17 protein-coding genes are annotated in these 22,674 nt (G+C 66.6%); 8 read left to right on the top strand and 9 right to left on the bottom strand.

Features of this window, described 5'->3' with window-relative positions; genetic code table 11:
- Nucleotides 1–82: 82 nt before the first annotated feature.
- On the top strand, nucleotides 83–838 hold the full coding sequence (locus tag GGR33_RS06795) for an endonuclease/exonuclease/phosphatase family protein (RefSeq protein ID WP_183503593.1): 756 nt from the start codon (nucleotides 83–85) through the stop codon (nucleotides 836–838).
- Here GGR33_RS06795 and cls read toward each other — a convergent pair.
- The 5 genes from cls to GGR33_RS06820 form a co-directional block, all read right to left on the bottom strand.
- Nucleotides 729–2,165, bottom strand: a complete 1,437-nt coding sequence (gene cls / locus GGR33_RS06800) for a cardiolipin synthase (RefSeq protein ID WP_183503161.1) — start codon at nucleotides 2,163–2,165, stop codon at nucleotides 729–731. The two genes, GGR33_RS06795 and cls, sit on opposite strands and share 110 nt — an antisense overlap.
- A 151-nt stretch (nucleotides 2,166–2,316) precedes the next feature.
- Complete coding sequence (locus GGR33_RS06805; RefSeq protein ID WP_183503163.1) at nucleotides 2,317–4,635, bottom strand: TonB-dependent siderophore receptor; 2,319 nt, start codon at nucleotides 4,633–4,635, stop codon at nucleotides 2,317–2,319.
- A gap of 458 nt (nucleotides 4,636–5,093) precedes the next feature.
- A complete protein-coding gene (locus GGR33_RS06810) occupies nucleotides 5,094–5,852 on the bottom strand; it encodes an anti-sigma factor family protein (protein ID WP_183503165.1) in 759 nt (252 codons plus the stop codon).
- 156 nt (nucleotides 5,853–6,008) lie between these two features.
- The gene (locus tag GGR33_RS06815) at nucleotides 6,009–6,677 is read right to left on the bottom strand and encodes a sigma-70 family RNA polymerase sigma factor (protein ID WP_183503167.1); all 669 of its coding nucleotides are present in this window, start codon (nucleotides 6,675–6,677) and stop codon (nucleotides 6,009–6,011) included.
- A gap of 103 nt (nucleotides 6,678–6,780) precedes the next feature.
- Nucleotides 6,781–7,920, bottom strand: coding sequence for a patatin-like phospholipase family protein (locus GGR33_RS06820; protein ID WP_183503169.1), 1,140 nt, complete (start codon nucleotides 7,918–7,920; stop codon nucleotides 6,781–6,783).
- Between the two features lie 397 nt (nucleotides 7,921–8,317).
- Here GGR33_RS06820 and ispG point away from each other — a divergent pair, with 397 nt between their 5' ends.
- The 3 genes from ispG (at nucleotide 8,318) to dapB (ending at nucleotide 12,739) form a co-directional block, all read left to right on the top strand.
- Nucleotides 8,318–9,658, top strand: a complete 1,341-nt coding sequence (gene ispG, locus GGR33_RS06825; RefSeq protein ID WP_183503171.1) for a flavodoxin-dependent (E)-4-hydroxy-3-methylbut-2-enyl-diphosphate synthase — start codon at nucleotides 8,318–8,320, stop codon at nucleotides 9,656–9,658.
- 118 nt (nucleotides 9,659–9,776) lie between these two features.
- A complete protein-coding gene (locus GGR33_RS06830) occupies nucleotides 9,777–11,789 on the top strand; it encodes a potassium transporter Kup (protein WP_183503173.1) in 2,013 nt (670 codons plus the stop codon).
- A 152-nt stretch (nucleotides 11,790–11,941) separates the two neighbouring features.
- The gene (gene dapB / locus GGR33_RS06835) at nucleotides 11,942–12,739 is read left to right on the top strand and encodes a 4-hydroxy-tetrahydrodipicolinate reductase (protein ID WP_183503595.1); all 798 of its coding nucleotides are present in this window, start codon (nucleotides 11,942–11,944) and stop codon (nucleotides 12,737–12,739) included.
- Nucleotides 12,740–12,857: 118 nt separating this feature from the next.
- Here the strand turns inward: dapB and sucD are convergent, their stop codons facing one another.
- The 4 genes from sucD to GGR33_RS06855 all read right to left on the bottom strand — a co-directional run bounded on the left by sucD (nucleotide 12,858) and on the right by GGR33_RS06855 (nucleotide 17,748).
- Nucleotides 12,858–13,769 carry a succinate--CoA ligase subunit alpha gene (gene sucD, locus GGR33_RS06840; protein ID WP_183503175.1) on the bottom strand — a complete coding sequence of 304 codons (912 nt, stop codon included), beginning with the start codon at nucleotides 13,767–13,769 and terminating at the stop codon, nucleotides 12,858–12,860.
- The gene (locus tag GGR33_RS06845; RefSeq protein ID WP_183503177.1) at nucleotides 13,766–14,908 is read right to left on the bottom strand and encodes a succinate--CoA ligase subunit beta; all 1,143 of its coding nucleotides are present in this window, start codon (nucleotides 14,906–14,908) and stop codon (nucleotides 13,766–13,768) included. The genes sucD and GGR33_RS06845 overlap by 4 nt, the downstream gene beginning before the upstream one ends.
- Nucleotides 14,905–16,284 (bottom strand): acylating sulfoacetaldehyde dehydrogenase, encoded by a 1,380-nt coding sequence (sauS, locus tag GGR33_RS06850; RefSeq protein ID WP_210301903.1) that lies wholly within the window; start codon nucleotides 16,282–16,284, stop codon nucleotides 14,905–14,907. Before sauS ends, GGR33_RS06845 begins: the two co-directional genes overlap by 4 nt.
- Nucleotides 16,285–16,440: 156 nt before the next feature.
- Complete coding sequence (locus tag GGR33_RS06855; RefSeq protein WP_183503179.1) at nucleotides 16,441–17,748, bottom strand: MFS transporter; 1,308 nt, start codon at nucleotides 17,746–17,748, stop codon at nucleotides 16,441–16,443.
- 237 nt (nucleotides 17,749–17,985) lie between these two features.
- On the opposite strand from GGR33_RS06855, the gene GGR33_RS06860 reads away from it, so the two are divergent.
- The 4 genes from GGR33_RS06860 to GGR33_RS06875 all read left to right on the top strand — a co-directional run bounded on the left by GGR33_RS06860 (nucleotide 17,986) and on the right by GGR33_RS06875 (nucleotide 22,565).
- Complete coding sequence (locus GGR33_RS06860) at nucleotides 17,986–18,849, top strand: LysR substrate-binding domain-containing protein (RefSeq protein ID WP_183503181.1); 864 nt, start codon at nucleotides 17,986–17,988, stop codon at nucleotides 18,847–18,849.
- 139 nt (nucleotides 18,850–18,988) lie between these two features.
- Nucleotides 18,989–19,204 carry a hypothetical protein gene (locus tag GGR33_RS06865; protein WP_183503183.1) on the top strand — a complete coding sequence of 72 codons (216 nt, stop codon included), beginning with the start codon at nucleotides 18,989–18,991 and terminating at the stop codon, nucleotides 19,202–19,204.
- A 347-nt stretch (nucleotides 19,205–19,551) separates the two neighbouring features.
- A complete protein-coding gene (locus GGR33_RS06870; protein WP_183503185.1) occupies nucleotides 19,552–21,231 on the top strand; it encodes a GMC family oxidoreductase in 1,680 nt (559 codons plus the stop codon).
- On the top strand, nucleotides 21,228–22,565 hold the full coding sequence (locus tag GGR33_RS06875) for an MFS transporter (RefSeq protein WP_183503188.1): 1,338 nt from the start codon (nucleotides 21,228–21,230) through the stop codon (nucleotides 22,563–22,565). The genes GGR33_RS06870 and GGR33_RS06875 overlap by 4 nt, the downstream gene beginning before the upstream one ends.
- The last annotated feature ends 109 nt before the right edge of the window (nucleotides 22,566–22,674 follow it).

Consider the following 22,674-nt stretch of genomic DNA (forward strand, 5'->3'; position numbering starts at 1 on the left):
CTCATGACACCAGGGGACGAAACCTGCGCGCATGATTCGACGCCTTCGCCGCCGTGAGACCGATCCCGCGCCTTCCGGCGTCATGAACCCGCCGTTTCCCCCGGGAACGCGGAAGATCGTCAGTTGGAATCTGTTGCGTCGGACCGGTGCGGCCGTGGACTGCATCGTCGCCCTCGTCGAGCGTGAAAAGCCCGACCTCGTGCTGATGCAGGAGGCGACGGAGGGCATCGCCGCGATCACCGAGCGCATCGGCGGCCACTTCGCCCGCGCACCGCTGCCGGGACGCATCCACGGCCCGGCGATCTGGAGTTGCGCTCCCTGGGAGACGCCGCCGGAGGTGGTTACGCTGCCCGCCGGGATCATCGTCGACCGGGTCTGCCAGATCCTCGATCTCGGCGAGTTCGGCATCGCCAACGTGCATCTCTCGCATGGGCAGATGATGAACCGGCGCCAGCTTCGGCGGATCGAGCAGCACCTGCCGGCCCGGGCGGCGGTGCTCGGCGACTACAACATCGTCGGCCCGGCCCTGCTCCCCGGCTTCCGCGACGTCGGCCCGCGCCGGCCGACCCATGCCATGGCCGGGGTCGCTCCGTTGCGCCTCGACCGCTGCCTGGTGCGCGGCCTCGCCTGCCATGGTCACGGGGTGCTGCCGCGCGGGCTCTCGGACCATCGTCCGATCGTGGTGCATCTCGCCCCCGCCACCGAGGACGCGCCGCAGAACCGGCGGATCAGAGATATGGCAGCAGCAGTCGCACGGCTGCGTCGCGAAGGCGGACGGGCAATGCGCGGGCGTCGAGATCGGCGAGAGTCAGCCGAGCCGCCTGCTTCGATCGGATGAAGTCGTCGAGGCGCCCCGCGAGCGCCTCGTCGTAGACCTCGACGTTCAGCTCGAAATTCAGCCGGAAGCTGCGCGAATCCCAGTTCGCGCTGCCGATGAAACTCCAGCACCGGTCGATCACCAGCGCCTTGGAGTGGTCGAAGGGTGGCTCGTCGAGCCAGATCCTGACGCCGGAATCGAGCAGCGGCGCCACATGCGCCCGCATGGCGTAGTCGACGAAATGGTGATCGCTGCGGCGGGGCACCACGATGTTCACCGAGATGCCTCGGGCTGCAGCAAGGCAGAGCGCATTGGTGATCAGCTCGTTCGGCAGGAAATAGGGCGTCGCCAGGCGGATCGACGAGCGGGCGCAAGAGATCGCTTGCAGGATCACGGTGGCGATCTTTTCGATGTCCGCGTCCGGCCCGGAGGTCACGACCCGCGCCGTCAGGCTACCGACCGGCGCCAGGGTCGGCAGCCAGCGCTCGCCCTCCAGCTCCTCGCCCGCAACGAAGGCCCAGTCGGCTGCGAAGGCCTGGGCGAATTGCTCGACCACCGGCCCCTCGATCCGGAAATGCGTGTCGCGGATCGGCCAGACCGGCTTCGAGGCGAGCCGGTTGCCGTCGGAGATGTTGACGCCACCGGTGAAAGCGAGGGCGCCGTCAACGATCAGCAGCTTCTTGTGCGAGCGCAGATTGAGGAACGGCATCCGCCAGGGCAACGCCGAGTGCATGAACAACCCGGCCGGTACGCCGGCATTAGTCAGGTGCCGCCAGGCCGCGGGGCGAAAGTAGCCGCTGCCGATGCCGTCGATGATGACGCGGACCTCGGCCCCGCGCGCCTTGGCGGCGACCAGCGCCGCGATGAAGGCTTTGCCGATCTTGTCGTCGCGAAAGATGTAGCTCGACAGCGCGACGCTGGTGCGCGCGCTCTCGATCGCCGCGAGCATGGCTGGATAGGCCTCGTCGCCGTTGCGATAGACCGTGATGGCCGTGCCGGCGACGGTGGGCAGGCCGGTGATCGCGCGCACCGCCAAGTCGAGGGCCGCGTAGGTCTCCGGTACGGCGGCGGTCGGCTGCGGTGTGTCGTCGACCTGCTGTGAGGGCTTGCGCTTGAGCTTACGCGCCCGCCGTTCGACCCGATTGATGCCGAGGATCAGGTAGAACGCGCTCCCAAAGACAGGCGCCAGCCAGGCGAGCCCGATCCAGCCGATCGCCGCGCCGACTACGCGCTTCCTGAGCAGCACGTGCACGGTGACGGCAACCGACAGGACGAGTCCGAGCAGGGCGAGCACGTCCGAACGCACGGACGCGGTCGCGGCGAGCCATCGATAGAGGGCTTCTTCCAAGGGGTGCGCTCAGTCCTGCCGGGGATTCGAGCCATACGGCAGCCGCAGACGGTGGGGAATAGATCGCGTCGGACCCGGCGAGTGATGCACCTCAAAAGCTGAAAGCCCCGCCGCGAGGCGAGGCTACCATGGTCGGTCGGGATGAGGTTGCCTACCAGCGGTAGGTGAGCTGGCCGAACACCCGGCGGCGATACCCTTCGAAGATGTAACCCTGGTAGAATGACGCCGAGTAGTAGCGGTGATCGAACAGGTTGGAAGCGTTCACCGAGAGCGAGGCACCGGTCCAGGCGGGATTGAGCTTCGCGAGATCGTAGCTCAGCGTGGCATCCACCAGCGCATAGGACGGGATGTCGTCCTTGTTGGTCGAGTCGGTGCGCTGGCCGACGTAGCGAACACCGGCGCCAGCCCGCAGGCCGCCCAGGGCCGAAGACTGCGGGAAGCTGTAATCGGCGAACAGCGACAGCGTGTTGTTCGGTGCGTTGATCAGACGCTTGCCGACGAGCGTCGGGTCTTGAGGGTTCTTCGTCACCTCGGTGTTGAGATGGGCGTAGCCGAAGACGAGGTTGAAGCCTTCGAACAGGTTCGCCTTGGCCTCGAACTCGAAGCCCTTCGACGCGACTTCACCGGTCTGGATGAGGAAGCCCGGATGCAGCGGATCCTGCTGCGAGATGTTCGTCTGGGTGATCTCGAAATACGACGCCGTGTAGATCTGGTTGGTACCGACGGGCTGCCACTTCACGCCGCCTTCGATCTGCTTGGCTTCACGAGGATCGAGAGCGGAGCCGTCGAAACGCGATCCTGCCTGTGGGTTGAACGAGGTCGAGTACGACACGTAGGGAACGATGCCCGAGTCGAATTCGTAACCGAGGCCGAGACGATAGCTCAGGGCCGAGAACTTCTGCCGAGAGGTCGTGTTGGTGTTGGTTGCAGCAAGGGCCAGCGGTATGAATGCGGGCGGGATCGGCAGACCTGCGACCCGCGGGAAGTTCTGGATCGTGTTGAGTTCCTGATCCACCCAATCGTTACGAACGCTTCCCGTGAAGATCAGGCCATTGAACTTCATTTGATCCTGGAAGTAGATACCAGTCTGCTGGATGGACTGGCGGCTCGCAACGTTCGTTGCATCCGGGAAATTCAGAGAAGCCCCGTAGACGGGGTTATACAGATCAACGAGGTAACGATACGGGCGATATCCCAGTGCCGTGAAGGCAGCGGTCGTCGTCGGCGGCAGACCGTTGACGAACTGACGATTGTCGCTGCGATGATAATCTTGGTAGTCGACACCTGCCACGACGTTGTGCTGGACACCGAAGGTGTTGAACTGGCCTTCGACGTGGTTATCCGTCACGAGACCACGGCTTTGCTGGTCTCTCGCATACGGGAACGTCGCCAGGGAGAGTGCACCGGGCGGGGTGAACGAAGGGTCGACGCTGACGACGTTGTACTTCGCGTCGGTCTCGTAATACCGGAACGCCGAGTGGAACAGCCAGTTCTGCGCGAAGCTGTGATCGAGGACGTAGCCGATCTCCTTGTTCTCAAGGAGGCCGGTATTGAAGTTGGGCTGACCGACGAAGACGTCGCGCTGGAACTGGCCCCTCGAGCTCGGGAGAATGGAGCCGATGATCGGCAGCGCCTGCTCAGAGCCACCGCCCCGGTACTCGGCGTATTTGGCCAGGACCGTCAGCGAGGTGTCGCTGTCGGGCTTCCAGGTGATCGACGGCGCGATGAAGGTGCGATCGTCCGGTGTATATTTCACCTGGCTGTCGGAGTTCCGGATCAGGCCGGTGATGCGGTAGGCGAATTGCGGCGCCCCCTCGACCGGGCCGGTCAGGTCGAACCCGGCCTGGATACGGTTGTAGCTACCACCCTGGAGGAAGACCTCGTTGGATCGGGTGAAGCTCGGCCGCTTCGACACGAGGTTGATGATGCCGCCCGGCTGCCCTTGGCCGTAGAGGACCGAGCTCGGCCCCTTGATGACGTCGATACGCTCGTAGGCGTAGGGCTCGATGTTCTGGTCGAACGAGTTAAAGCCGTAGCGCAGGCCGTCCTGGTAGACGCTGTCGAAATTGACCGCGTTGAAGCCGCGCAAGCTGAAGGTCGGGCCACCCTGTCCGCCGGGATAATCGATCGCGTAGACGTTCGGCGTATAGGCCGTGGCGAGGTTGATGTCCTGCACGCCGCGGACATCGAGTTCTTCGCGGGTGATCACGCTGACGGTGGCTGGCGTCTCGAGGATCGAATCGTTGCCCTTCATGCCCGCCGTGGAGCGCGTGGCGACGAAGCCGGCCGTGCCGAAGGTCGGCTGCTGGCCCTCGACCGAGATCTCGTCGAGGGTCGTCGACCCCGCCGGGGCGGCGCCCTGAGCGCGGGCCGAGACCAGACCGGAAAGCAGCGCGGCAGCGGCAACGCCTGCCAGCAATCCGCCATGAAGCCCGCAGCGTCCGAAGACGCTGTCTCGTGTGGTGCGCATGATACCCCAAGCCCGTTCGTGTTCGCGACCCGCGGCGGCTTTCGCGCGGAGCTTGGCAAATTCAGTAATGTTGCCCGATATTTCTTCAATCGCGACTGTTTAGACGGGGTCTAAAAGACAGACCCGGTTCCATTCGGTCGCCTCACGTGGGCAATGGCCAAGCTATTGCCACGTCTTCGATCTTTGCCCGCTGCCGCTGGCCGGAGCCTGTCGGCAGCCGATTTTGCGGGCCACTTCGGCGCCGGTGCGCGTGTTGATTCTGCAACGCTTGGAACCGGGGCTAACCGACCCAACGGCGGTCAGCCAGCGTCGGCGTGCGAGCTGGCCGGCCATGACGGCATCCCAACGATCCGAACCAGCGCCTGAAACGACGGCCGCACCTCGGCACGCACCGGGGTTAGAGCTGTCCGGGGGCCGGCCCGGCACTGTGCCGAAGGCGACCGGCAGCAGCTCGCGCTCTACTTGGCCGAGAGCTGGCCCGCGGCCGCCGAGAGGCCGGCATCACCATGAGCGCCGCTGAGGGCGTAGGCGGTCTGGCCGTAACGCCAATAGGCGGTCGCGCCGTCGGCCGAGCGGGTCAGCCCGTCGGGGCCAGAGCCGCCGCCCGCCTTGCGGGTCGCAAACAACGAGAGATCGCCGAGATCTCCCGCATCGATCGCGATCTCCACACCCGTGCCGCTGCGCGAGGGGAAGACCTGGACGTCGCGCACGGACCAGCCTTCCGGCAGGCTCGGCAGCGAAAGCCCGGTGGCCGCTTCGAGATCTGCCCGGTCGTAGGCGGAGACCGCGCGTTGTGAGTGGGTCTTGGCGCGCACCAACACGGCCTGGCGTGCCTGCTGCGCCTCCTCGACCAGGGCGGGGTCGATGGTGGAGGCCTGGCTGTCCGGTACGCCGAAGGTACCGATCTCGGTATGCGCGAGCCAGCCGGCGCCGACGAGCACGGCGATGGCGGCCGCCCGGCGCAGACGCGCGCCGACCCGCTGCCAAGCCATCGACCGGTCGAGCCGGCGCGCTCCGGTGCGCAGCCGCTCCGGGCCGGGCCCCGGCATGCTCGCATAAATCTCGCGCAGAGCGTCGCGGTCGCGCAGGTCGGCCATCACCCGCGCCGCATCCTCGGGATGCTTCGCCAAATGGCTCTCGACCTCCAGCCGCCGCATCGCGCCGAGCTCGTCGTCGACATACGCCGCGAGATCGCTTTCCGTGATCGGGTCGATCATCACGCCACTCTGCCTTTCCGGATCGCTCCGTCAGCGAAACGTCGGCCCGACCGAGTCGGGTTGGCGCTTCAGGATTGTTGCGACGCGCCTTCTTCCGACGAACCCGTATCGCGTTCGTCGGAGGACGCTCTTGTGATTCATCTTCGGTCGCGAGGCTCAGCCCTCGCCGACCGCCTGCTTGTGCTCGAAACCGGGCGCCTGCACGGCAAACTCGGTCTCGCCTGACCCCGGGCGCCCGGCGCTTGCGACGATGCGCAACAGCGGACGCCCACGGTCAGGAGGGCTCGAAGGCTGCCCCGCCTGCCGGCTGGCCTCGGGGGCTCGCACGGGCTCGTTGTCCTCGAAGGCCCGCAAGGCCGCCCGACCGCGGCCGAGCCGCGACATCAGCGTGCCGATCGGAATGCCCAGGACCGCGGCGGCGTCGGCATAGGCCATGCCCTCCAGCGTCACGAGGTGAAGCGCCGCGCGCTGCTCTTCGGGCAGCGTCTCGAAGGCCTTTCGGATCTGCGAGAGACGGACCTGCCCTTCCTGCGCCGGCAGCGCGACGTCGTCGCTGAGCTGGACCAGAACGTCGGCGTGGCGCGCCTCGACCTTCCTGCGGCGCTGCTCGTCGATGAAGACGTTGTGCAGCACGGTCATCATCCAGGTGCGCAGGTTGGTGTTGGCGCGCAGTGAGCTCTTGGCCTCCAGCGCCTTGACCAAAGTGTCGTGGACGAGGTCGTCCGCCTTCAAGGAATCACGGGTGAGCGAGCGCGCATAACGCCGCAATGGAGGCAGCAGGTCGACGATGTCGGGTCGCTTGGGGCGCGATCGGCTGGGTATCATAATGTGTGAACGCCTGGAGCCCGGGCGCTAATCCAGGCCCGGGCGTCCACCCACTATAGCACGTGCGCTCGCGCACATGAGCCGGGTCGCAGACCCGTTTGCGCTACTGATACGCGCTTCGCAGATCGAGCGTGCTCTCGCGCCCGACGCCGTCGAGGCGCTCAGCGAGCCAGTGCTGCGCCGCCTCGCGGCCTCGGTCGCGCAGGCGCTCGAGACCGCGCCAGCGGGCGTCGAGGCGGGACGAGGCATCGTAGTCGTCGAGCGCCTCTGTACCGTCGATCCGATGGATGAAGACGCGCTTGTCCTTCGTTCCGTCGGGCTCCTGACCGGTCAGCACGTCGTGCATCACGTCGATGGCGCGCAATTCCCTCATCAAGTTGGCGTTGAAGGTGATCTCGTTCAGGCGATTCTGGATCTCCTGGGGCGTTCTCGGAGTCTCGCGCCGCTCCACCGGATTGATCTGGACGATCAAGATGTCGCGCGCGCAGCGTCCCTCGCCGATATCCTGGTGGAGCGGATAAAGCGCCGGATTGCCGAGATAGCCACCGTCCCAATATGGGACACCGTCGATCTCGACCGCCTGGAACACGGTGGGCAGGCAGGCCGAGGCCATCAGGTGATCCGCCGTCAGGCCCTCCCGCTCGAACACCGTGAGCTTGCCCGTCCAGACATTGGTGGCCGAAACGAACACATCCGCCGTGTCCGCATTCCGCAGCCGTTCGAAATCGACGGTTTGTTCGAGAGCCCTGCGCAGCGGATTGATGTTGAGCGGATTGGAGACGTAGGGGCTCGGCGCCAGCACCTTCATCCAAAACTCGGCGAAGGGGTTGTCCTTGAACGCGCCGACGACGCCGCTGACCACGCCACGCTGGACAGGCCAGAGATCGCCATCGACGCTGGCATGCCGCCAGAACGTCGCCAGCGCCTCGCGCGCGCCGTCGGGGCCGCCGGCCAGCCAGCCGTCGATCAGCACGACGGCGTTCATGGCGCCGGCGCTCGCCCCCGTCACCGCGTCGAAACCGAGACGGCCATCCTCGATCAGCGCGTCGAGCACGCCCCAGGTGAAGGCGCCGTGCGCGCCGCCACCCTGCAGGGCGAGGGCCACTGTCTTCTCGGTCTGCGGGCCGACGAGCGGATTGCGACCGCGTGTCCGAGCCCGAGAGACGGGCTCGGCCTTCGCCGCCCCGCTGGGGACGATTGTGGACAGGGCCTTCAGATCGGAAGTCGTGCCGGTTTGAGCCATCCGAACCTCGCAACGATATGCTGCAGTGCAAACTGAAATGCTGCGAAGCAATAAATAGGCTCGGCGCGGGGTGGTTCAAAACGACGGCGTGCATGGCAGTCCGGCGGATACCCCGCTTGCAGCCCTCTCTCGGCATTCTCCCGACCTGCTTTTGCCGCAATGCGGCGAGCGCTCGACATCGCGCGCTGGATGCGACATGAAGCGCCGCAAAGACCGATGCCGCGCAGGGGCGCCGTCACCCATGCGTCGGTCGCGGTTGACGGTGGTCGTTACCGCTCACAGCTAAAGCGGTCGCGGGCGCACGCCGCATCGGGTAGAGTGATGCGCGCGGTCTTCGCCCACGGCCACACCCGACGAGACCGACGGAAGCGGCCACGTCTCCGAGCCAAGGTCCCAGATGGAAGCCATGGAAGCCCCTGACGCCCTCTCGAACCCGATCGATCCCGAGAGCCCCAACATGCGGGGACCGGAGATCGCAGGCCCGTCGCCGCGCCACCGCACCGAAGGTGTGACGGTCGGTCACGGCGAAGGCGCGATCACCGTCGGCGGCGGTGCTCCGATCGTCGTTCAGTCGATGACGAATACCGATACGGCGGATATCGACGCCACCGTGGCCCAGGTGTCGCAGCTCTCGCGCGCCGGCTCGGAATTGGTGCGCATCACGGTCGACCGCGACGAGGCGGCCGCCGCGGTGCCGAAGATCCGCGAGCGGCTCGACCGGATCGGCTGCCACGTGCCGCTGGTCGGCGACTTCCACTATATCGGCCACAAGCTCCTGACCGACCATCCGGCCTGCGCCGAGGCGCTCGCCAAGTACCGGATCAATCCGGGCAATGTCGGCTTCAAGAACAAGCGCGACGTCCAGTTCTCGACGATCGTCGAGCAGGCGATCAAGTACGACAAGACCGTCCGCATCGGCGCGAACTGGGGCTCCCTCGACGGCGAGTTGCTCACTCACCTGATGGACGAGAACGCCAAGTCGGCGAAGCCCATCGATGCGCGCGCCGTGATGCGCGAGGCGATGGTGCAGTCGGCGCTGTCGTCGGCCCAGCGCGCTGAAGAACTCGGCCTCGGCAAGGAAAAGATCATCCTGTCGGCGAAGGTCTCGGCGGTGCAGGATCTGATCGCGGTCTATCGCGAGGTCGCCCGTCGCTCCGACTACGCCATCCATCTCGGCCTGACCGAGGCCGGCATGGGCTCGAAGGGCATCGTCGCCGCCTCCGCCGCCATCGGCGTGCTGCTGCAGGAAGGCATCGGCGACACGATTCGCTACTCGCTGACCCCGGAGCCCGGCGGCGACCGGACCGTCGAGGTCAAGGCGGCGCAGGAACTCCTGCAGACCATGGGTTTTCGGACGTTCGTGCCGTTGGTGGCCGCGTGCCCGGGTTGCGGCCGCACGACATCGACGACGTTCCAGGAACTGGCCCGCGACATCCAGAACTGGATCACCACTTCGATGCCGGAATGGAAGAAATCCTATCCGGGCGTCGAGGGTCTCAACGTCGCGGTGATGGGCTGCATCGTGAACGGCCCCGGCGAATCGAAGCATGCCGATATCGGCATCTCGCTGCCCGGCACCGGCGAGACCCCCACCGCCCCCGTCTTCATCGACGGCCAGAAGGCGATGACCCTGCGCGGCCCGACGCTCGCGAAGGATTTCGAGGGCATCGTCATCGACTATATCGAGCGGCGCTTCGGCCAGGGCGGCGGCTCGGGCACCCGCGACGCTGCCGAGTGACGGGATCGGCCTTCTCCAAGGCCGATCTCATGGTTCTCCCCTCGAGCCTCCCGACGCGCCTTCGTCATGCCGATCCGGCAGAATTCGCGACCGGACGCCTGAGTATCGACCGGATTCCATGACCCAACCCGTCTCGCCGAGCACGCCCGCTGGCCCGGCCGCAGGGGCACCTCCTCCGGAGGTCGCCGCAGCATCCGGTCCCGCTCCCGGCGAGGGCGGACCCGTGGCCGCCTCGGCGGGCTCGGTGGATGCCTCCGACGAGGCCGCGCACGGGCATGCGAAGACCGGTTTCTTCACGCTGGCGCTTGGATCGGTGGGCGTCGTCTACGGCGACATCGGCACCAGCCCGCTCTACGCTTTCCGTGAGGCGCTGGCCCCCTCTCGTGCCGACGGCACGCTGACCAGTGAGGAGGTGATCGGCACCACCTCGCTGATCCTCTGGGCGCTGATGTTGATCGTCTCGATCAACTACGTCTCGATCCTGCTGCGCATGGACAACAAGGGCGAGGGCGGCATCCTCTCGCTGATGGCCCAGGCGCGCCACGCCCTCGGCGGCTCGCGCCTCGTCTTCATGCTGGGCCTGCTCGGTGCGGCCCTGTTCTACGGCGACTCGGTGGTGACCCCGGCGATCTCGGTGCTGTCCTCGGTGGAGGGCCTCAAGCTCGTCACCCCGGCCTTCGAGGAGTACGTCCTGCCGATCACCGTGGTGATCATCATCGGCCTGTTCCTGGTCCAGAGCCGGGGCACGGCCAAGGTCGCGACCTTCTTCGGGCCGATCATGGCGCTGTGGTTCCTGTCGCTTGCCGTCGCCGCGCTGCCCCATATCTGGGGCAATCCAAGCGTGTTCTGGGCCTTTAACCCCTGGCACGCCGTGAACTACCTGCTGAACCACGGCTCGTACGCCCTGGTGGCACTCGGCGCGGTCTTCCTGGCGGTGACCGGGGCCGAAGCGCTCTTCGCCGATCTCGGCCATTTCGGACGCAAGCCGATCCAGTTCGCCTGGCTCGGCTTCGTCGGCCCGTGCCTGATGCTGAACTATCTCGGCCAGACGGCTTTGATCCTCGCCAAACCCGAGACGACGGACCCGTTCTACCAGCTCGTGCCGGGCTGGGCGCTGCTGCCGATGGTGATCCTGGCGACGCTCGCCACCGTCACCGCCTCGCAGGCCGTCATCACCGGTGCCTTCTCGCTGTCGCGGCAGGCGATCCAGCTCGGCATGCTGCCGCGCCTGGAGATCCGGCACACTTCGGAATCGCATTCGGGGCAGATCTACCTGCCGCAGATCAACATGCTGCTCGGCCTCGCCGTGGTGATCCTGGCGATCGTGTTTCGCACCTCATCGGCACTGGCTGCCGCCTACGGCATCGCCGTGACCGGCACGATGCTGCTGACCGCGAGCATGGCCTACATCGTGCTGTGGAAGGTGATGCGGCTCGGCCCGGCCCTGTCAGCGCTGATCATGATGCCGTTCATCGTGCTCGAATCGCTGTTCCTGATGTCGAACCTGCTCAAGCTCCACGAGGGCGGCTACGTGCCGCTGCTGCTCGCCGGCGGCCTGATGCTGATGATGTGGACCTGGGTCCGCGGCGTCGCGATCCTCACCAAAAAGACCCGCAAGACCGACGTGCCCCTCTCCGAGCTCGTCGGTATGCTCGAGAAGAGCTCTTCGTATCATCACGTGAAGGGCACGGCGGTCTTCCTGACCAGCGATCCCGAGATCGCTCCGGCCGCCCTCCTCCACAACATGAAACACAACAAGGTCGTCCACGAGAAGAACGTGGTCCTGACCATCGAGACCGTGGACACGCCGCGCTTCCCGGATTCCGAGCGCGTGCGCATCGAGCCGGTCGGCCCGCATTTCCACCGGGCGGTGATGAGGTTCGGCTACATGGAAACGCCGAACATCCCCAAGGCGTTGGCGCTGCTGCGCAAGGAGGGCTTCAAGTTCGACATCATGTCGACCTCCTTCTTCCTGTCGCGCCGCTCGATCCGCCCGGCCGCGCATTCCGGCATGCCGCTCTGGCAGGACCGGATCTTCATCACGCTCGCCAAGAACGCCAACGACGCCACGGACTTCTTCCAGATCCCAACGGGCCGCGTGGTGGAAGTGGGGACGCAGGTGACGGTTTAAGCAATACGCCCGTCATTCCGGGGCCGCGCAGCGGAACCCGGGATCCACGACTGGGCGCTGCATCTCGGGTGGATTCCGGGTTCTCGCCAAGGCGAGCCCCGGAATGACAGCGCTCTGAAGGAGTTCGTATGAGTGCGACCAAGGATTCAGCCCTGAAGATCGTCGTCACCGGCGCCGAGGGGCGCATGGGTCGGATGCTGATCCGCGCCGTCGCCGAGGCCGAGGGTTGCACCCTGTCCGGCGCCATCGAACGCGAGGGCTCGCATGTCGTCGGCCACGATGCCGGCACGCTGGCCGGTCTCAGCCCACTCGGCGTCGAGGTCAGCGACGATCCGCTGCCGATCTTCGCCGAGGCCGACGCGGTGCTCGACTTCACCGTGCCGAAAGCCACCGTGGCTTTCGCAGAACTGGCGGCCCAGGCCCGCATCGTCCACGTCGTTGGCACCACCGGCCTGTCGGACTCGGATCTGGAGAAGCTGAAGGCGGCCTCCTACCACGCCCGCATCGTGCGCTCCGGCAACATGTCGCTCGGGGTGAACCTGCTGGCCTCTCTCGTGCGCAAGGTCGCGGCGACGCTCGGCGAAGAATTCGACATCGAGGTGCTGGAGATGCATCACCGCATGAAGGTCGACGCACCCTCCGGCACCGCCCTGTTGCTCGGCGAGGCAGCGGCCGAGGGCCGCCAGGTGGCGCTGTCCGAGACCCGCGTCTCGACCCGCGACGGCCATACGGGCGCGCGGCGGCCCGGCGATATCGGCTTCGCGACCCTGCGCGGCGGCAGCGTCGTCGGCGACCACAGCGTGATCTTCGCCGGCCCCTCCGAGCGGATCACACTCAGCCACCACGCCGAGGACCGCGCCATCTTCGCACGCGGCGCGCTCAGGTCCGCGCAATGGGCCTTCGACAAGCCGCCGGGCCTCTACGGCATGGACGACGTGCTTGGGGTTTAGGCCGCGTGGATGCCTTGAGCATGCTGCGAGAAAGTGGACACGGCTTTTCGCAGCACGCTCTCACTCATTAAATCGATCATGCTGCGTTTTGATGGGTTCGATCAAAACGCAGCATGATCTACGCGCGGAGAGCTACGGCCGCAGACCGAAAGGCACCTCCGCCGAGGCCGGCTTCGAGCAAACCGGGGATTTCGGAGGGTGTGTCGGCCACCGCGACGCCCGCCGCCTCCAGGGCGCGTCGCTTGCCGTCGTAGCTGCCCATGGTCCCCGACACGATCGCGCCGGCATGGCCCATCTTCTTGCCGGGCGGCGAGGCGCGGCCGGCGATGAAGGAGACCACGGGCTTCGACATGCCCGAGGCGTACTCCGCCGCCGCCTCTTCCATGGCGCCGCCAATCTCGCCGACGAGCACCACGGCACGGGTCTTGGCGTCCTCGTCGAGGGCCTTGAGGGCATCGCGCGTGGTGGTGCCGATCATCGGATCGCCGCCGATGCCGAGGAAGGCCGACTGGCCGATGCCGGCGCGGGTCAGGTTGAGGCAGATCAGGGTGCCGAGGCTGCCCGAACGCGAGATCACGCCGACCTCGCCCGGCTGGAAGATGTTCGGGTTGTGCCCCGGCATGATGCCGACGAAGCCCTCGCCCGGCGTGACGATGCCGGCGGTGTTCGGCCCGATGATGCGGGTGTGGTGGGCTGCCGCCGCGTGATGGATCGCCATCACGTCGCGGGCCGGGATGTGCTCGGTGAGGATCACCACGGTCTTGGCGCCGGCTTCGATCGCGTCGACCGCGGCATCGCGCGCCATGGCCGGCGGAATGAACATCACCGCGACGTCGAACGGCGTCTGCGCCATCGCGGCCTTGGTCGAGGCATAGACGGGCACGCCGAGATGGGTCTCGCCGGCGCGCTTCGGATTGACGCCGGCCACGACCTGCGTGCCGCACTCCATCATCTTCTCGGTCCAGAAGGTGCCCTGCTTGCCGGTGATGCCCTGGACGAGCACGCGGGCGGACTGGCGATAGATGATCATCGTGCGGCCTCTCCGCTTGCTGCGTTCACGGCGGCCTGGACCGCATCTTCCATCAGGTCGAAGGGCTCCTGGCCGAGCCCGTCGCGCACGAGGCGCACGGCCTCGTCTTCGCCGGTTCCGTGGATCGAGAAGAAGACCGGGATGTCCGGGTTCAGCCGCTTCCAGGCGGTGACGACGCCCTCGGCCATCACGTCGGTGCGCGCGAAGGCGCCGCAGAAATTGACGACGAGGCTCTTCACGCCAGGATTGGACAGCACGAGCTTCAGCGCCGCTTCCGACTTGGTGTAGGCTTCGCCGCCGATCTCCAGGAAGTTCGCCGGCCGGCCGCCGCAATGGGCGATGACGTCCATGGTCGTCATAGTCAGCCCGGCGCCGTTGGCGAGCACGCCGACATTGCCGTCGAGCTGGATGAACTTCAGGCCGTTCTCGGCGCCTTGCCGCTCGAGATCGGTCATCGGTTCTTCGGCCGCCTGCAGCGACAGTTCCGGCTGCCGGAAGCCCGCGGAATCGTCGAGGGTCAACTTGCAGTCCAGCGCCACGACCCGGCCGTCGGCCAGCACCGCGAGGGGGTTGATCTCGATCAGCTCCGCATCGGTCTTGCCGCTGGTGGCGTAGAGCGCCGCGAGGATCTCGGCGACCTTCTCCTCGGTGCCGCCGAGATCGAGCCCGGCCAGCAGGGCAAGCGCGGCAGCTTCGTCGAAGCCCTTGTCGGGATCGACGAGGTGCCGGCGTAGCGCGTCGGGACGCGTCGCAGCGACCTCCTCGATGTCCATGCCGCCCTCGGTCGAGAACAGCACCAGCGGGCGCCGGCTCGCGAAGTCGGTGAGGATCGCGGCGTAGAACTCGCGTGTGATCTTGGCCTGCTCCTCTAGCAGCACCGAGCCGACGGCATGGCCGTCGATGCTCATGGAGAGGATGCGCTCGGCGACGCTGCGGGCTTCGGCGGCCGAGTTCGCCGGCTTGATGCCGCCGGCCTTGCCGCGCTTGCCGGTAGGCACCTGCGCCTTGACCATGCAGGGGCCGAGTTCCTCGAAGGCCCGAGCGGCTTCATCGGCCGTCATGCAATGGACCGAGCGCGGTACCGGGATGCCGGCGGGCGCGAGGACCCGCGCTTTGGCGACGTGCTCCAAAAAGTTCATCGGGCGGCCTCCTCGTGTCCGATCCGCTTCCAGTGCGGCCCGAACAGCTCCAGCTCCGTGGGTTTGTCCTCGGGGATCGGCGTCACGAGGTGGGTGATGTTGAGCATGTGCCGGTAGCTGAGGTTCTCGGAGATCGAGTTCTTCTGCCAGGAGCCGCAGCCCATGCTCAGGGTGAAGCCGAGGCCCGAATTGAAGCCGCCGCCATTGCCGAATGTGTGGGCGAAGTTGACCAGCACGCGCACCACTTCGAGGTCCTCGGCGAGCTCGCGCGCCCGGTCCATGTTCTTGGTGTGCAGGCCGCAGGAATGGCCCTTGCCCTGGTGGTTCAGGATCTCGTCGACCCGCGCCTTGGCGGCCTTGAAGTCGCTGGCGCGATAGACCGTGAGCACCAAAGCGAGCTTCTCGCCCGAGAGCGGATAGGCCTTGCCGACACCAGTCTCCTCCACGAGGAAGAACTTCTTGCTCTCGGCCTCCTTCGGCAGCTCGAAGGCCTTGGCCAAGATGTCGGCGTCGCGGGCGATGAGGTCGCGGCTGAGCTTGCCCTTCACCCAGAGCCGGTCGACGACCCGCTGCTTCTCCTCCGGCGTGCAGAGATAGGCGCCGGCCCGTTCCAGGGCGGCGATGGCCTGGTCGTAAACGGCGTCGACGATGACGACGGCGTTCTCGGATGAGCACGAGGTCGCGTTGTCGAAGATCTTCGACTCGCAGATCCGCTCGGCGGCCGCGTCGAGATCGGCGGTCTCGTCGATGATCACCGGCACGTTGCCGGCGCCGACGCCGATGGCCGGCGTGCCGCTCGAATAGGCGCGGCGGACATTGTCCTGCGAGCCCGTCACCACGACGAGGTCGCAGGCCTTCATAAGGGCCTCGGTGGAATCCTTGGTGACCGGGGAGGGCAGGATCTGCACGAGGTCCTGCGGCAAGCCGATCTTGCCGAGCTCCTCGCGCATCAGGTCGACGATGCGCGACGTGGTGCGGTAGCCGAGCGGCGAGGGTGCGATGACGATGGCGTTGCGGCCCTTCACGGCCATCATCGCCTTATTGACCGGCGTCGCGCCCGGATTGGTCGAGGGGGTCACGGCGCCGATCACGCCCATGGGCTTGGCGTATTTCACGAGCCCCTTGGCCTCGTCGCGCTCGATCACGCCGACGGAGGGGGAGCGCAACAGGTCGCGCAGCGTCCCGAAGGTCTTGCGCTGCTTCTTGCGAACCTTGTCGGCGACGTTGCCGAGGCCGGTATCCGCGACGGCGAGCTCGGCGAGCTCACGGGCATGGTCCGGCTGGTAGAGCGCCCAGGCCAGCGCCCGCACGGCGGCGTCGGCGGTCGCCTGGTCGACATGGGCGAAGTCCCTCTGGGCCGCCCGGGCCCTGAGCATGACGCCCTCGACGGGTCCAGACTCGATCGGGCTCGGGGTGACGGGGACCGGTTCCTGCCGGTCGACGGAACGCTCTTTGAGACTGACGACGGACATGCCGCGGCTTTCCTTACGCTGCTGTCGAAAAAGGATGGGCGAGGGGAGGGAGACCTGCGGTCAGGCGCTGGGCCTGACCGCCACCGAAGCGTTCGCGGTGGGCTGCACCGGCTCGACATCGTCAACGAAGAGCTCGTCGGGCCGCATGAACAGGGCGAGCACGGCGCCGAGCAGGAGCAGACCGAGGGAGGCGATGAAGGGCAGGTCCCATCGCCCGGTCGCATCGATCACGGCACCGAACACCACCGGCGAGATCATGCCGGCGAGGCCGAAGCCGAAATTCATGAAGCCCGAGGCCGTCCCCGAATGCTGGGGCGCGATGTCCATCGGCACGGCCCAGATCGGCGCGACGATCAGCTCGGCGAAGAAGAACGCGCCGGACAGGCAGAGCGCGATCGTGACGAGGTCGTGCACGAACAGCACCGGCAGCATGAAGGCGAAGGCGCCGAGGAAGCCCACCACGATCACGCTGACGCGGGCCTTCGAAACACTGCCGGTCCTGCGCAGGATGGCGTCGCTGACGATACCGCCGACCGTGTCCCCGACGACGCCGGCGAAGAAGACGCCCGAGGCGAAGATCGCCGATTTCTTGATGTCGAGATGGTACTCGTGGAGAAAGTAGGAGGGGATCCAGTTCAGGAACAGCCAGAGCGTCCAGCCGTAGCAGAAGTCGGTCGCCGTTACCGGCATCATGCGCTTGAGCAGGCGCCCCCACGGCACGGCCTTGCGCTCCGTGGCGATCTTCATCTTGGGAAGGACGGACAGCTCCTGCTCGGTGATGTGCTTGTGCTCGCGCGGATCGTCCCGGAAGTACCAGAACCACAGGCCGACCCAGGCGAAGCTGATCACGCCGACGATCCAGAAGCTGTCGCGCCAGGACAGCGCCACGATCAGGAAGGCGATGAGCGGCGGCGTCAGCGCGTTGCCGAGGCGGGCGGCGGCATGAGTGATGCCCTGCGCGAAGCCGCGCTTGTCCGCCGGCATCCAGTTGGCCAGGGCCCGGGTAGCGGTGGGGAAGGCCGAGCCTTCGCCGATGCCGAGGATGAAGCGAGCGATGATGAGGGACATCGCGCCCTCGACGAAGCCGATCGCGATCGTCGCCGCCGACCAGATCGCGCCACAGATCAGCAGCGTCTTGCGCGGTCCGAGGCGATCGCCGAGCCAGCCGCCGGCGATCTGGAAGAAGGCATAGGGATAGGCAAAGGCCGAGAAGGCGAGGCCGAGTTCGAAATTGGTGAGCCCCAGCTCCTTCTGCATGGCGGGGGCGGCAGTGCCGATGTTCACCCGGTCGATATAGGTGACCAGATACATCAGGCAGATGATCAGCAGTACGCGATCGGTGGCTTTGAACCGAACAAGCCGCAGCATTCTGCCCTCCTGACTGATGTCGGACAGATCTGGCCGGCCGGCGCGCAAGATCACGCGCAGGCAGGGCAAGTCCCCAACATCCGTTGAGCGTTTCTCTCCTTTGAAGCGACGGCCTGTCCGGGGTCGTTGATCGCCCTGAATCATGAGTGTGTCGGCGCTTCAACCTCACTCTAGCGATTGCATTTGCATTGGAGAAATTTATTCTCTGCATCGAGATCATTCAGGAAATTGATCGATATGATTCCGGATCTCGAAATTCCGCTGCTCCGAACCTTCGTCGCCGTAGTGGAGACCGGCAGTATAACGCTGGCCGGAAAGCTCGTCGGGCGCACTCAACCGGCCATCACCCACCAGATGCACCGGCTGGAAAAGGCCCTCGGCAAGTCGCTGTTCGAAGGGGACCGCCGGCATCTCACCCTGACTCGGGACGGGGAGATGCTGCTCGGCTATGCGCGCACCCTCCTCGGGCTGAACGACGAGATCCGCGAGCGCTTCGAGGCACCGGACGTCGCCGGCCATGTCCGGCTCGGCGTGCCGGATCTCTACGCAGCCTTCCTGCTCCCGGCCGTGCTCACGGGGTTCTCGCGAGCCTATCCGCAGATCGAGATCGAGCTGCGCTGCTCGCGCAGCGTCAACCTCCATGCCGCTCTCCAGCGGGAGGAGATCGACATCGCGCTGATGACCCGACAGCCGGAATTCGGCAGCGGCACGATCGTCCGTCAGGAGCCGCTCGTTTGGGTCGCCGCCCGCGACTACCTGGTCGCGGCGCAGGGGGCACTCCCCCTGGCGCTTCTTCCGGCCGGCAGCGTCTACCGGCAGCATGCGCTCGACGCACTGGGCCATGTCGGACGGCCCTGGACCATTGCGGCGGTCAGCGACAGCATCGCCGGGCTGCAGGCCGCCGTGTATGCGGGCCTCGCCATCTCGGCCTTCCCGCTTTGCGCCGTCGGCCCGCTGGTGCGACGGCTCGGCCGGACCGACGGCCTGCCCGACATGCCCGACCTCGAAATCGTGCTGCAGCGCAAGCCGAGTGGGATCGCGGCGGCGGCCGAGCATCTCGCCGAGTACATGATCGCCGAGGTCGGCAATCTCCCCCGCTGAAGAGAGAGACGCGCCGCGCCTGCCACGCACGAGCGGCAAAGCTCCCATGCCGTCTCGGCAGCGATCGGAATATTGCGACGCAATATTCGCTCGGTTAATTTGTTTGCATTGCAGCAAGCAACCGCCGAGGCTCCTCGCCATGTCTCCCACCGAGCGCCTTCGTCAGATCCTTCCTTTCGCTGCGGCTCTCTACCTGGCCATCAGCGTCGCGCATCTGCAGGCGAAGCAGCCGGCCGTTCAGCTTCCGCGCGATGGCATCTCGCTCAAGCGCATCACCGCCAGCATCAAGTGGCACCTGATTGAGATGGCAAAGACCGAGCAGGCCGAGGCGCTGATCGCCTTTCCGGGCAACTGATCGAACACGGCAGAACGTCTCGGACTCCATCTAGACCACTCTCCGAACGGGTGGAGCGGCAGCGGAACCCGATCCGGGGGCCAGCAAGGACGGTCGCGAAGCGTCCGCATTTCAGCGCTTTTCATAGCGAGCCGCTGACGCGGCCCACCTTCGCTCTAGCTCCCGGACCACCTTCCGCTTCGCTCCAGGCGTCCGGGAAGAGGCGGCGCGGCGTCACATCGGCGCGCCACAGTCTGCGTTGACATGCCCCCGTTTTCCTCATTTAATCGAACATAACGTTTCGAAATTCGAGATAGATGCTCGAAGCGGGATGTTACTGAGGAAACGCATTCGGGGAGGTGCAGGCGGTGCAAGTCGCCCCCTTCGACTTCATCATCGTTGGCGGTGGGACCGCGGGATGCGTCCTGGCGAACCGCCTCTCCGAGGACGGCCGGCATCGCGTCCTGATGCTGGAGGCCGGGCCGCGCGATCGCTCGCCCTGGATCCATCTTCCCATCGGCTACGGGAAGACGATGTTCCACAAGACCCTCAACTGGGGGTTCTCCACCGAGCCCGAGCCGACCATGAAGGATCGGCGGATCTACTGGCCGCGCGGCCGCACGCTCGGCGGCTCCTCTTCGATCAACGGCCTGATCTTCGTCCGCGGACAACCCGAAGACTACGATCACTGGGCCGAGCTCGGGAATGTCGGCTGGTCGTGGAAGGATCTTCTCCCGTATTTCATCAAGTCGGAGCACAACACCAAGGGTGCCGGGCCGGCCCATGGCGGTGACGGACCGCTCTGGTGCTCCGACATCGAGCACAAGCACGAGCTGATCGAGGCGATCATCGCCGGCGCTGGCGAGCTCGGCGTCCGGCGCACCAGCGACTTCAACGCTGGGGACCAAGAGGGCGTCGGCTACTACCAGCTCTTCACGCGCAAGGGTTGGCGCTGCAGCAGCGCCGTCGCCTATCTGCGACCCGCGGAAGGGCGCCCCAATCTCCGCGTCGAGACGGATGCGCAGGCCACCGGCCTGATCCTCGAAGGCAGCCGCACTGTGGGCGTGCGCTACCGGCAGAACGGCCGGGTCACCGAGGCTCGCGCCTCGAACGAGGTCATCCTCGCGGCAGGCGCCCTGCAGAGCCCGCAGCTCCTCATGCTGTCCGGCATCGGCCCGGCAGCCGAGCTGCGGCGGCACGGCATCCCGGTCGTGCGGGAACTGCCCGGCGTCGGCGAGAACCTGCAGGACCACCTGCAGATCCGGCTGATGTACAAGGTGGCGAAGCCCATCACGACCAACGACGATCTGCGCACTGTCTTCGGCAAGGCGCGGATCGGCCTGCAATGGCTCCTGACCCGCAGCGGACCGCTGGCGGTGGGCATCAACCAGGGCGGCCTGTTCACCCGCGTCATGCCGAGGCCGGGCACGCCGGACGTGCAGTTCCACTTCGCCACGCTCTCGGCCGACATGGCCGGGGGAGCGCCCCACCCCTGGTCGGGCTGCACCTTCTCGGTCTGCCAGCTCAGGCCGGAATCTCGTGGCACGGTGACGCTACGCAACGCCGACCCGTTCGAGGCGCCGGTGATGCGGGCCAACTACCTCGCCACCGAGACCGACCGCCGCTGCACGGTCGAGGGCATGAAGTTCGCCCGTCGCCTCGCAGCGACCGGCCCGCTGCGGGACCTCCTCATTGAGGAGACCAAGCCCGGTCGTGCGGTCGAGGGCGACGAGGCCCTGCTCGACTTCGCCCGCGCCTCGGGCGCGACGATCTTCCACCCCTCCGGCACCTGCAAGATGGGCGACGACCCGATGGCCGTGACGGACGCGCGGCTGCGCGTCCACGGCGTCGGCGGCCTGCGCGTCGTCGATTGCTCGATCATGCCGACGCTGGTCTCCGGCAATACCAGCGCACCGGTGGTGATGATCGCCGAGAAGGCCTCCGAGATGATCCTGGCCGATACCCGCGCCGGTTCGGCGCCGGTTCGGATTGCTGCCAACACACCGCGCCCGCTCGCCGAGCCGGCCAGGGAAAGGAGCCCGGCATGAGCGAGACCAAAGGCGGCCTCGGCCGCGTCGTCACCGCCTCGCTGATCGGCGCGACGATCGAATGGTACGACTTCTTCCTCTACGGCGTGGTCGCCGGCATCGTCCTGAACAAGCTCTACTTCCCGGCGAGCGACCCGCTCGTCTCGACGCTGCTCGCCTATTCGACCTTCGCGGTCGGCTTCGTGACGCGCCCGCTCGGCGGCGTGATCTTCGGGCATTTCGGCGACAAGATCGGCCGCAAGAGCATGCTGGTGATCACGCTCATGCTGATGGGCGTGGCCACCTTCCTGATCGGCCTGGTGCCCACCTATGCCCAGATCGGCATCGCCGCGCCGCTCCTGCTGCTGTTCCTGCGCATCATCCAGGGCATCGGGCTCGGCGGCGAATGGGGCGGGGCCGTGCTGATGGCCTTCGAATACGCTCCGCCCGAGAAGCGCGGGCTCTATGCCAGCATCCCGCAGATCGGCCTGGCGCTCGGGCTCTGCATCGCCTCCGGCGTGGTCGCGGCACTGTCTTACGGGCTGACGGAAGAGCAGTTCCTGGCCTGGGGCTGGCGGCTCGCCTTCCTGCTGAGCGCCGTGCTCGTCGCCGTCGGCGCCTATATCCGGCTCAACGTGATGGAGACGCCGGAATTCGCCCAGGTGAAGAAGGCGAATACCGAGGCCGCCATCCCCTTCGTCTCGATGATGCGGGACTATCCCGGCAACGTGCTCGCCGGCATGGGCGCGCGCACCATCGACGGCGTGTTCTTCAACATCTTCGCGGTGTTCTCGATCGGCTATCTCACCGGCACGGTGAAGCTGCCGCGCACCGAGGCCCTGCTCGGCGTCACGGCAGCTGCCTTGCTGCTCTGCGCCACGATCCCGCTCGCCGGCTGGCTCTCCGACCGGCTCGGCCGCACGCGGGTTTACGCCTGGGGCTCGCTGCTGACGGGGTTTTCCGCTTTTCCCGCTTTCTGGATCTTCCTGAACAGCGGAGGCAGCATGGGCATGATCTGGCTGGCGCTGATCGTGCCCTTCGGCATCCTCTACGCCACGGTCTACGGACCCGAAGCGGCCCTGTTCTCGGAGCTGTTTCCGGCACGCGTGCGCTACACCGGCATCTCCTTCGTCTACCAATTCTCCGGAATCTTCGCGAGCGGCCTGACGCCGATCGTCGCCACGGCGCTCCTGCAATATTCGGGGGCCGACAAGCCCTGGCTTGTCTGCGCCTATTGCGCCTTCGCGGGTGTCGTCAGCGCCATGTCAGCCTGGTGGATCGGCCGGGAGGCACAACGTGGCTCACTGGCGGAGCCGGACCGGGCCGACCAATGGACCCGTACACAGGCAACCTGAAGGATGTTCTACGTTCCAGAACGATCTTGGAAAATTGTTCTCGAATTTTGCTGCGAATGAGCAAAGAATTGCTATGACGGCCTAGACTAGCGATGCCAAAGATCGGCAT

It is taken from the genome of Methylobacterium brachythecii (assembly GCF_014196345.1).
Taxonomy (GTDB): Bacteria; Pseudomonadota; Alphaproteobacteria; order Rhizobiales; family Beijerinckiaceae; genus Methylobacterium; species Methylobacterium brachythecii.

Excerpts from the sequence above, each read along its gene's own strand:
- GGR33_RS06795 (WP_183503593.1), top strand. The coding sequence starts at position 83 with ATGAACCCGCCGTTTCCCCCGGGAACGCGGAAGATCGTCAGTTGGAAT.
- GGR33_RS06805 (WP_183503163.1), bottom strand. The coding sequence starts at position 4,635 with ATGCGCACCACACGAGACAGCGTCTTCGGACGCTGCGGGCTTCATGGC.
- GGR33_RS06810 (WP_183503165.1), bottom strand. The coding sequence starts at position 5,852 with ATGATCGACCCGATCACGGAAAGCGATCTCGCGGCGTATGTCGACGAC.
- GGR33_RS06815 (WP_183503167.1), bottom strand. The coding sequence starts at position 6,677 with ATGATACCCAGCCGATCGCGCCCCAAGCGACCCGACATCGTCGACCTG.
- GGR33_RS06820 (WP_183503169.1), bottom strand. The coding sequence starts at position 7,920 with ATGGCTCAAACCGGCACGACTTCCGATCTGAAGGCCCTGTCCACAATC.
- ispG (WP_183503171.1), top strand. The coding sequence starts at position 8,318 with ATGGAAGCCATGGAAGCCCCTGACGCCCTCTCGAACCCGATCGATCCC.
- GGR33_RS06830 (WP_183503173.1), top strand. The coding sequence starts at position 9,777 with ATGACCCAACCCGTCTCGCCGAGCACGCCCGCTGGCCCGGCCGCAGGG.
- sucD (WP_183503175.1), bottom strand. The coding sequence starts at position 13,769 with ATGATCATCTATCGCCAGTCCGCCCGCGTGCTCGTCCAGGGCATCACC.
- GGR33_RS06845 (WP_183503177.1), bottom strand. The coding sequence starts at position 14,908 with ATGAACTTTTTGGAGCACGTCGCCAAAGCGCGGGTCCTCGCGCCCGCC.
- sauS (WP_210301903.1), bottom strand. The coding sequence starts at position 16,284 with ATGCTCAGGGCCCGGGCGGCCCAGAGGGACTTCGCCCATGTCGACCAG.
- GGR33_RS06855 (WP_183503179.1), bottom strand. The coding sequence starts at position 17,748 with ATGCTGCGGCTTGTTCGGTTCAAAGCCACCGATCGCGTACTGCTGATC.
- GGR33_RS06860 (WP_183503181.1), top strand. The coding sequence starts at position 17,986 with ATGATTCCGGATCTCGAAATTCCGCTGCTCCGAACCTTCGTCGCCGTA.
- GGR33_RS06865 (WP_183503183.1), top strand. The coding sequence starts at position 18,989 with ATGTCTCCCACCGAGCGCCTTCGTCAGATCCTTCCTTTCGCTGCGGCT.
- GGR33_RS06875 (WP_183503188.1), top strand. The coding sequence starts at position 21,228 with ATGAGCGAGACCAAAGGCGGCCTCGGCCGCGTCGTCACCGCCTCGCTG.